This window comes from Streptomyces spongiae, assembly GCF_009377185.1.
Lineage (GTDB): Bacteria > Actinomycetota > Actinomycetes > Streptomycetales > Streptomycetaceae > Streptomyces > Streptomyces spongiae.
Genome location: NZ_VJZC01000549.1, coordinates 1 through 6,720, shown reverse-complemented (window position 1 = coordinate 6,720; position 6,720 = coordinate 1). Strand labels below are relative to the sequence as shown.

Here is a 6,720-nt window from a genome sequence, read left to right as displayed (position 1 = left end):
ACCCGGCCCCTTCGCAGACATGTACGCGCTTCCTGTGGTGGTGCACGTAGGGGTACGCGTTGGACGGACCGCTCTGCGTCCAAGTCGGATGACTGTCCGTCGCGTGAGCCGTCGCGCGGGCGGGCGGGCGGTCAGGTTGTCGGTTCCGTCCAGGCGGCGTGCCGGACGTCCAGGCGGCGCGGACGCCCGTGGCGCGGGCTTGAGCCGGGTGCGGTCCGGCCTTCGCGGCCGTGGTCGGGGGCGCCGGCCGACGTGGGCGCCCCGAGCTGCCGGAATGGGGCCCTACCAGGCAGTTCGGCCCTGTCGCCACTCGGTGTACGGCCACGAGGAACCGCGCGTCAACACCTTTGGGCCGCGGCATGCGCCTGGGGCGGGATGTGCGTCGTGGCCGGCCGCATCCTCAAGCGCTCCCGCCGGTCGCGTTATCCAACCGTGACGACTTCCCGGTTGCAGCCCTCTTGACCGCCATGAATTGTTAGCGCTCACAATGACCTCCGCATTCACCAGTCGACACCCAACGGCATCGAAGGAGGTACGAGCGTCGTGCCCGCAGCACCCCAACTCGCCTCCCCGGCCGGTGTCGTGGGGCTTTCCGGAACCCCGGCGTGAAGCCGGGAGCGCGGAATCATCCGCCCACAACGCAGGTCTTATCGGCAGACGACCGCCAAGGAGGTGCAGCCGTGACCCACGCGCAACTTCGGCCGCCCACCATGGCCGACGTGGCACGCCTGGCCGGCGTGTCCCACCAGACCGTGTCCCGCGTACTGGGGGATCACCCCAACGTGCGGGACGAGACACGGGCCAGGGTGCTGCGCGCCATCGAGGAGATGGGCTACCGCCGCAACTCCTCCGCACGGGCCCTGGCGACCCGGCGCACCCGGACCCTGGGAGTGGTCGCCTCCGGCACCACCCTCTACGGACCGGCCAGCACGTTGTTCGCGCTGGAGGAGGCGGCGCGTGCCGAGGGGTACCTGGTCTCGACGGTCAGCCTGCGCAAACTGACCGTGGAGCAGCTCTCCGAGGCCTTGGACCACCTCAGCGAGGGTGGGGTGGAGGGGGTCGTCGCCATCGCCCCGCAGCGGTCGGCGGTCGAGGCCCTCGCCGAACTCCGCCGCCCTTTCCCGGTGGTGGCCGTGGGAACCGGGTCCGGCGTGGAGATCCCCAGCGTCAACGTGGATCAGCACCTGGGCGCGCGGCTGGCCACCGGCCATCTGCTGGCCGCCGGCCACCGTAAGGTCTGGCATCTCGCCGGGCCCGAGGACTGGCAGGAGGCGGCCGACCGGACCGCCGGCTGGCGGGCGACCCTCGAAGAGGCAGGCGTGGAACCGCCGATGCCGCTGAGGGGTGACTGGAGTCCGTTGTCGGGCTACCGTGCGGGCCAGGAACTGGCCGGCTGGGTGGGCCGCGGACTGACCGCCGTCTTCGTCGCCAACGACCAGATGGCGCTGGGGGTGTTGCGGGCACTGCGTGAGGCGGGTGTGCGAACTCCCCAGGACGTCGCGGTGGTCGGCTTCGACGACATCCCGGAGTCGGAGTTCTTCGCTCCGCCGCTCACCACCGTCCGGCAGGACTTCTCGACCGTGGGCAAGCGGAGCATCGCCCTGCTGCTGGATCTCATCGAGGGCCGGGTCCCCTCGGGGTCGCCCCTGGTCGCCATCGAACCGCAACTGGTCGTCCGTGCCAGTACTTTTCCGTACGCCCCTCAACCGGGAGGCACTCCCGACTGACGCGGCACCGACCGGTCGCCTTCCCTCCATCGGTGCGGATCGGTGCGGCCGACATATCGAACAATGATCGACAGGCTGGACGCAGTGCGGCCGGTCCCATCGAGTACCAGCGGGTCCATCCCCGGGCCGGCTCTTCAAAGGAGAAGAAACATGCTCAACAGGAGAAACTTCCTCACTGCGGCAGTCGGCGTGGCGGCCGCGACCGGCCTGGCGGCCTGCGCCAAGGAGGACGACAGCTCCTCCACTTCGTCCTCCGGCGGTGGCGGCAAGAAGATCACCCTCGGCTTCTCCCAGGTCGGCTCGGAGAGCGGCTGGCGCACCGCCAACACCGACTCGGTGAAGTCGGCCGCCAAGGAGGCGGGTTACTCCCTCAAGTTCTCCGACGCCCAGCAGAAGCAGGAGAACCAGATCTCCGCGATCCGTAGCTTCATCGCCCAGAAGGTGGACGTCATAGCCTTCTCGCCGGTGGTCGTCACCGGCTGGGACGCGGTGCTCAAGGAGGCCAAGGCCAAGAAGATCCCGGTGGTCCTCACCGACCGCTCCGTGGAGACCTCCGACGACTCCCTGTTCGTGACCCTGGTCGGCTCCGACTTCACGGACGAGGGCCGGCGCGCTGCCAAGATCCTGGAGAAGGTCCTGGAGAAGGCGGGCCACAAGGGCAACGTGAAGATCGCCCAGCTGGAGGGCACCACCGGTGCCGCCCCCGCGATCGAGCGCGCCAAGGGCTTCAAGGAGGTCATGGACGCCGACCACAAGGACGACTGGAAGATCGTCGTCAGCCAGACAGGTGACTTCACCCGCGCCGGCGGCAAGCAGGTCATGGCTGCCTTCCTGCAGTCCAACCCGGACATCAACGTGCTCTTCGCGCACAACGACGACATGGCCATCGGCGCCATCCAGTCCATCGAGGCGGCCGGCAAGAAGCCCGGCAAGGACATCCTCATCGTCTCGATCGACGGCGTGAAGGACGGCTTCGTCGCCATGTCCGAGGGCAAGATCAACGCCATCGTCGAGTGCAACCCGCTCCTCGGCCCCCAGCTGATGGAGGTCGTGCAGAAGGTCAAGGACGGCGAGACGGTCGAGCGCTGGATCAAGACCAAGGAGAGCGACTTCATGCAGGATCAGGCCAAGGACGCGCTCCCGACCCGCAAGTACTGACCGACGGTACCCACCGGCAGGGAGCCCGCGGCCGACCGGACCCTCGGTCCCGGGGCTCCCTGCGGGCCGATACGAGTTCCATGAATTCCATGAGGAGCGCTGCCATGGCAGAGCCGCGGCCCGTCCTGGAGATGACGGGCATTGTCAAAGGGTTTCCGGGGGTACGGGCTCTGTCGGGCGTCGACTTCCGGCTCTTCCCCGGCGAGATCCACGCCCTGATGGGCGAGAACGGTGCGGGGAAGTCCACTCTCATCAAGGTGCTGACGGGGGTCTACTCCCTCGACGGCGGCACCATCACCCTCGACGGGAAGTCCGTACTGTTCGGCAGCCCGCTGCAGGCGCAGCAGGCCGGGATCAGCACGGTCTACCAGGAGGTCAACCTCTGCCCCAACCTGTCGGTGGCGGAGAACATCTTCATCGGACGTGAACCCACCCGCGCGGGCCGCATCCAGTGGAAGCGGATGCGGCAGGATGCGGCGCAGCTGGTGGACCGGCTCGGCCTGGACATCGACGTCACCGCGCCCCTGTCCTCCTACCCGCTGGCCGTGCAGCAACTGGTCGCGATCGTCCGGTCGGTGGGCACCGGCGACAGCGACGGCGAGGGGTCCGGCACCAAGGTGCTGGTCCTGGACGAGCCGACCTCCAGCCTCGACCGCGGTGAGGTCCTCGAACTGTTCCGCCTGATGCGGCAGTTGAGGGACGAGGGGGTCGCGATCCTGTTCGTCTCCCACTTCCTCGACCAGATCTACGAGATCTGCGACCGGATGACCGTCCTGCGCAACGGCACGCTCGTCGGCGAGCACATGGTGAGCGAACTCGACCAGGTCGGACTGATCCAGCTCATGATCGGCAAGGCCCTGGACCAGCTGGACGAGCTCCACGAGCACCAGCTGCACGCCGACGTCGGCGAGACGCTGCTGAAGGCGGACGGCCTCGGCAGGACGGGCGGCATCGCCCCCTTCGACCTGGAGATCAAGAAGGGCGAGGTCGTCGGACTGGCCGGCCTGCTCGGGTCGGGCCGTACCGAACTGGCCCGGCTGCTCTTCGGCGCCGACCAACCGGACAGCGGCAAGGTGACGATCGGCGGCAAGCAGGTCTCGATGAGCGCCCCGAACGACGCGATCGGCGCCGGCGTCGCGTTCTGCTCGGAGAACCGCAAGACCGAGGGCCTCGTACCGGATCTGACAGTGCGGGAGAACATCATCCTCGCGCTCCAGGCGGCCCGCGGCTGGACCCGCCCCATCCCGGCCTCCCAGCGCGACGAACTCGTCGCCAAGTACATCAAGGCGCTGGACATCCGGCCCGCCAACCCCGAGGCACGGGTGGGCCAGCTCAGCGGCGGCAACCAGCAGAAGGTCCTGCTCGCCCGCTGGCTGATCACCCAGCCGAAGCTGCTGATCCTGGACGAGCCCACGCGCGGCATCGACGTCGGCGCGAAGGCGGAGATCCAGAAGCTGGTGGTCTCCCTCTCCGAGGACGGCATGTCCGTGCTGTACATCGCGGCCGAGCTGGAGGAGGTCCTCCGCCTCAGCCACACCATCGGAGTCCTGCGCGACCGCCGGCTGGTGGCGCAGCTCACCAACGGGCCGGAGATCACCACCAGCCGGATCCTGGAGACCATCGCGAGCGGAGAACACCAGTGACCACCACTTCCCGATGGCGAGCACTGACGCATCACCACCTGTTCTGGCCGCTGGCGGTCCTGGTCGTCCTGCTGCTCGTCAACGTGCCCTTCACACCCGACTTCTTCTCGATCAAGATGACGAACGGCCACCTCTACGGCAGCCTCGTCTCGATCGTGCTGTTCGGCTCACCCCTCATCCTGGTGGCGGTCGGCATGACGCTGGTCATCGCCACCGGCGGCATCGACCTCTCCGTCGGCGCCGTGGTCGCCATCACCGGGGCCCTGGCCTGTTCGTACATCAGCGACCAGGCCGACCAGAGCGCCCTGTCCGGGGTGTTGCTCGCCATGGGGCTGGGCCTGCTGGCCGCGGTCGTCTGCGGCCTGTGGAACGGCTTCCTGGTCGCCAGGATGGGCATCCAGCCGATCATCGCCACGCTGATCATCATGGTCGCCGGGCGCGGCGTGGCCCAGCTGATCACCGACGGCCAGATCATCACCATCAACAGCTCGCCCTACAAGCTGATCGGCGGCGGCTACTGGCTGACGCTGCCCTTCTCCATCTTCGTGGTGGCCCTGGTCGTGGCCGTCACCGTGGGGCTGACCCGCCGTACGGCGCTCGGCCTGCTCGTCGAGTCGGTCGGCGGCAACGCCGAGGCCAGCCGCCTGGTGGGCATCAGGTCCCGCCGCATCAAGATCATGGTCTATGTCTTCTGCGCCCTGTGCGCCGGTATCGCGGGCCTGATGATCAGCTCCAACACCTCGGCCGCGGACGGCAACAACGCGGGCCTGTGGATCGAACTCGACGCGATCCTCGCCGTGGTGATCGGCGGCACCTCGCTGCTGGGCGGCCGGTTCTCCATCGGTGGCACGGTGGTCGGCGCCCTCGTCATCCAGACCCTCACCACCACGATCTACACCATCGGCGTGCCGACCCAGACCAACCTGGTGTTCAAGGCCGTCGTCGTCATCGTCGTCTGCCTGCTGCAGTCCCCGAAGTTCCGCGCCAAGGTCCTCGGCGGCAGGTTCGGCACCAAGCCCGGCGCGAACGGCGGCACGGGCCGGCCCGCCGCGGCACCGGCCAAGACCGCCCCGGCGACCGAGGCCGCTCCCAAGATGGAGGTGTCGTGATGAGCACGACCACGAAAGCCCCCACGGCCTCCGACAGCCGTACGACATCGCAGTCCAGGGCCGCGCAACTGCTCGGCGACCGGCGCCTGCCCGTCCTGGTGACGGCTCTGCTCTTCCTCTTGATGTACGGCGCCGGCCTCAGCCGGTACCAGAACTACGGGTTCGCCGAACCGCAGGTCTTCCTGAACCTGTTCATCGACAACGGCTATCTGCTGGTCGCTGCCGTCGGTGCCACCTTCGTCATCCTCTCCGGCGGCATCGACCTGTCCGTGGGCTCGGTGATCGGCTTCACGACCATGTTCACGGCGTGGCTGGTGGAGCGTCAGGGGCTGCCGATCCTGGTCGTCATCCCCATGGCGCTGGCCGTGGGCGCCCTCGGTGGCTTCCTGATGGGCTATGTGATCCACAACTTCGAGATCCAGCCCTTCATCGTGACCCTCGCCGGCCTCTTCCTCTTCCGGGGACTGTGCCTGGTCATCAGCAAGGAGTCCATCTCCATCGGCGACGCCTCGGTGAGCAGCCTGGCGCAGGCGCAGGTGTCCCTGGGCGGGGCGTTCCTGTCGGTCGGAGCCATCGTCGCGCTGGTCGTCCTCCTCGCGGCGTTCTACATCCTGCACTACACCCGCTTCGGACGCCGGGTGTACGCCATCGGCGGCAACGAACAGTCGGCCCTGCTGATGGGCCTCCCGCAGGGCGGCACGAAGATCGCTGTCTACACGGTCAGCGGCTTCTGCTCGGCTCTCGCCGGGCTGCTGTTCACCCTGTACATCCAGTCCGGTGACCCCCTGCACGCCACTGGCATGGAACTCGACGCGATTGCCGCGGTCGTCATCGGAGGCACGCTGCTGACGGGCGGCTCCGGATATGTGCTGGGCACCCTGTTCGGTGTACTGGTGCTGGGCCTGATCAAGAGCATCATCCAGTTCGAGGGCACGCTCAGCTCCTGGTGGACGAAGATCGCCACCGGTGTGCTGCTCTGCGTGTTCATCCTGATCCAGCGCGCCATGACGACCCGTAAGAAGACCTGAACCGAAGGGGACGCTTCCGGCCGGAGCGGTCCGTCGCACGTACGCCGTGCGACGG

General features: G+C 68.2%; 5 protein-coding genes. All 5 read left to right on the top strand.

What is annotated here, in order from left to right; all coding sequences use genetic code 11:
• Positions 1 to 680 precede the first annotated feature (680 nt).
• Positions 681 to 1,727, top strand: coding sequence for a LacI family DNA-binding transcriptional regulator (locus FNH08_RS41080; protein ID WP_322726290.1), 1,047 nt, complete (start codon positions 681 to 683; stop codon positions 1,725 to 1,727).
• Positions 1,728 to 1,877: 150 nt separating this feature from the next.
• Positions 1,878 to 2,885 carry an ABC transporter substrate-binding protein gene (locus FNH08_RS41075; RefSeq protein ID WP_152776616.1) on the top strand — a complete coding sequence of 336 codons (1,008 nt, stop codon included), beginning with the start codon at positions 1,878 to 1,880 and terminating at the stop codon, positions 2,883 to 2,885.
• 104 nt (positions 2,886 to 2,989) lie between these two features.
• Complete coding sequence (locus FNH08_RS41070; RefSeq protein ID WP_152776615.1) at positions 2,990 to 4,528, top strand: sugar ABC transporter ATP-binding protein; 1,539 nt, start codon at positions 2,990 to 2,992, stop codon at positions 4,526 to 4,528.
• On the top strand, positions 4,525 to 5,637 hold the full coding sequence (locus FNH08_RS41065) for an ABC transporter permease (protein ID WP_322726289.1): 1,113 nt from the start codon (positions 4,525 to 4,527) through the stop codon (positions 5,635 to 5,637). The genes FNH08_RS41070 and FNH08_RS41065 overlap by 4 nt, the downstream gene beginning before the upstream one ends.
• A complete protein-coding gene (gene yjfF, locus FNH08_RS41060) occupies positions 5,637 to 6,665 on the top strand; it encodes a galactofuranose ABC transporter, permease protein YjfF (RefSeq protein ID WP_152776614.1) in 1,029 nt (342 codons plus the stop codon). Before FNH08_RS41065 ends, yjfF begins: the two co-directional genes overlap by 1 nt.
• The last annotated feature ends 55 nt before the right edge of the window (positions 6,666 to 6,720 follow it).

Coding starts and splice junctions, on each gene's coding strand:
- FNH08_RS41075 (WP_152776616.1), top strand. CDS start 1,878: ATGCTCAACAGGAGAAACTTCCTCACTGCGGCAGTCGGCGTGGCGGCC.
- FNH08_RS41070 (WP_152776615.1), top strand. CDS start 2,990: ATGGCAGAGCCGCGGCCCGTCCTGGAGATGACGGGCATTGTCAAAGGG.
- yjfF (WP_152776614.1), top strand. CDS start 5,637: ATGAGCACGACCACGAAAGCCCCCACGGCCTCCGACAGCCGTACGACA.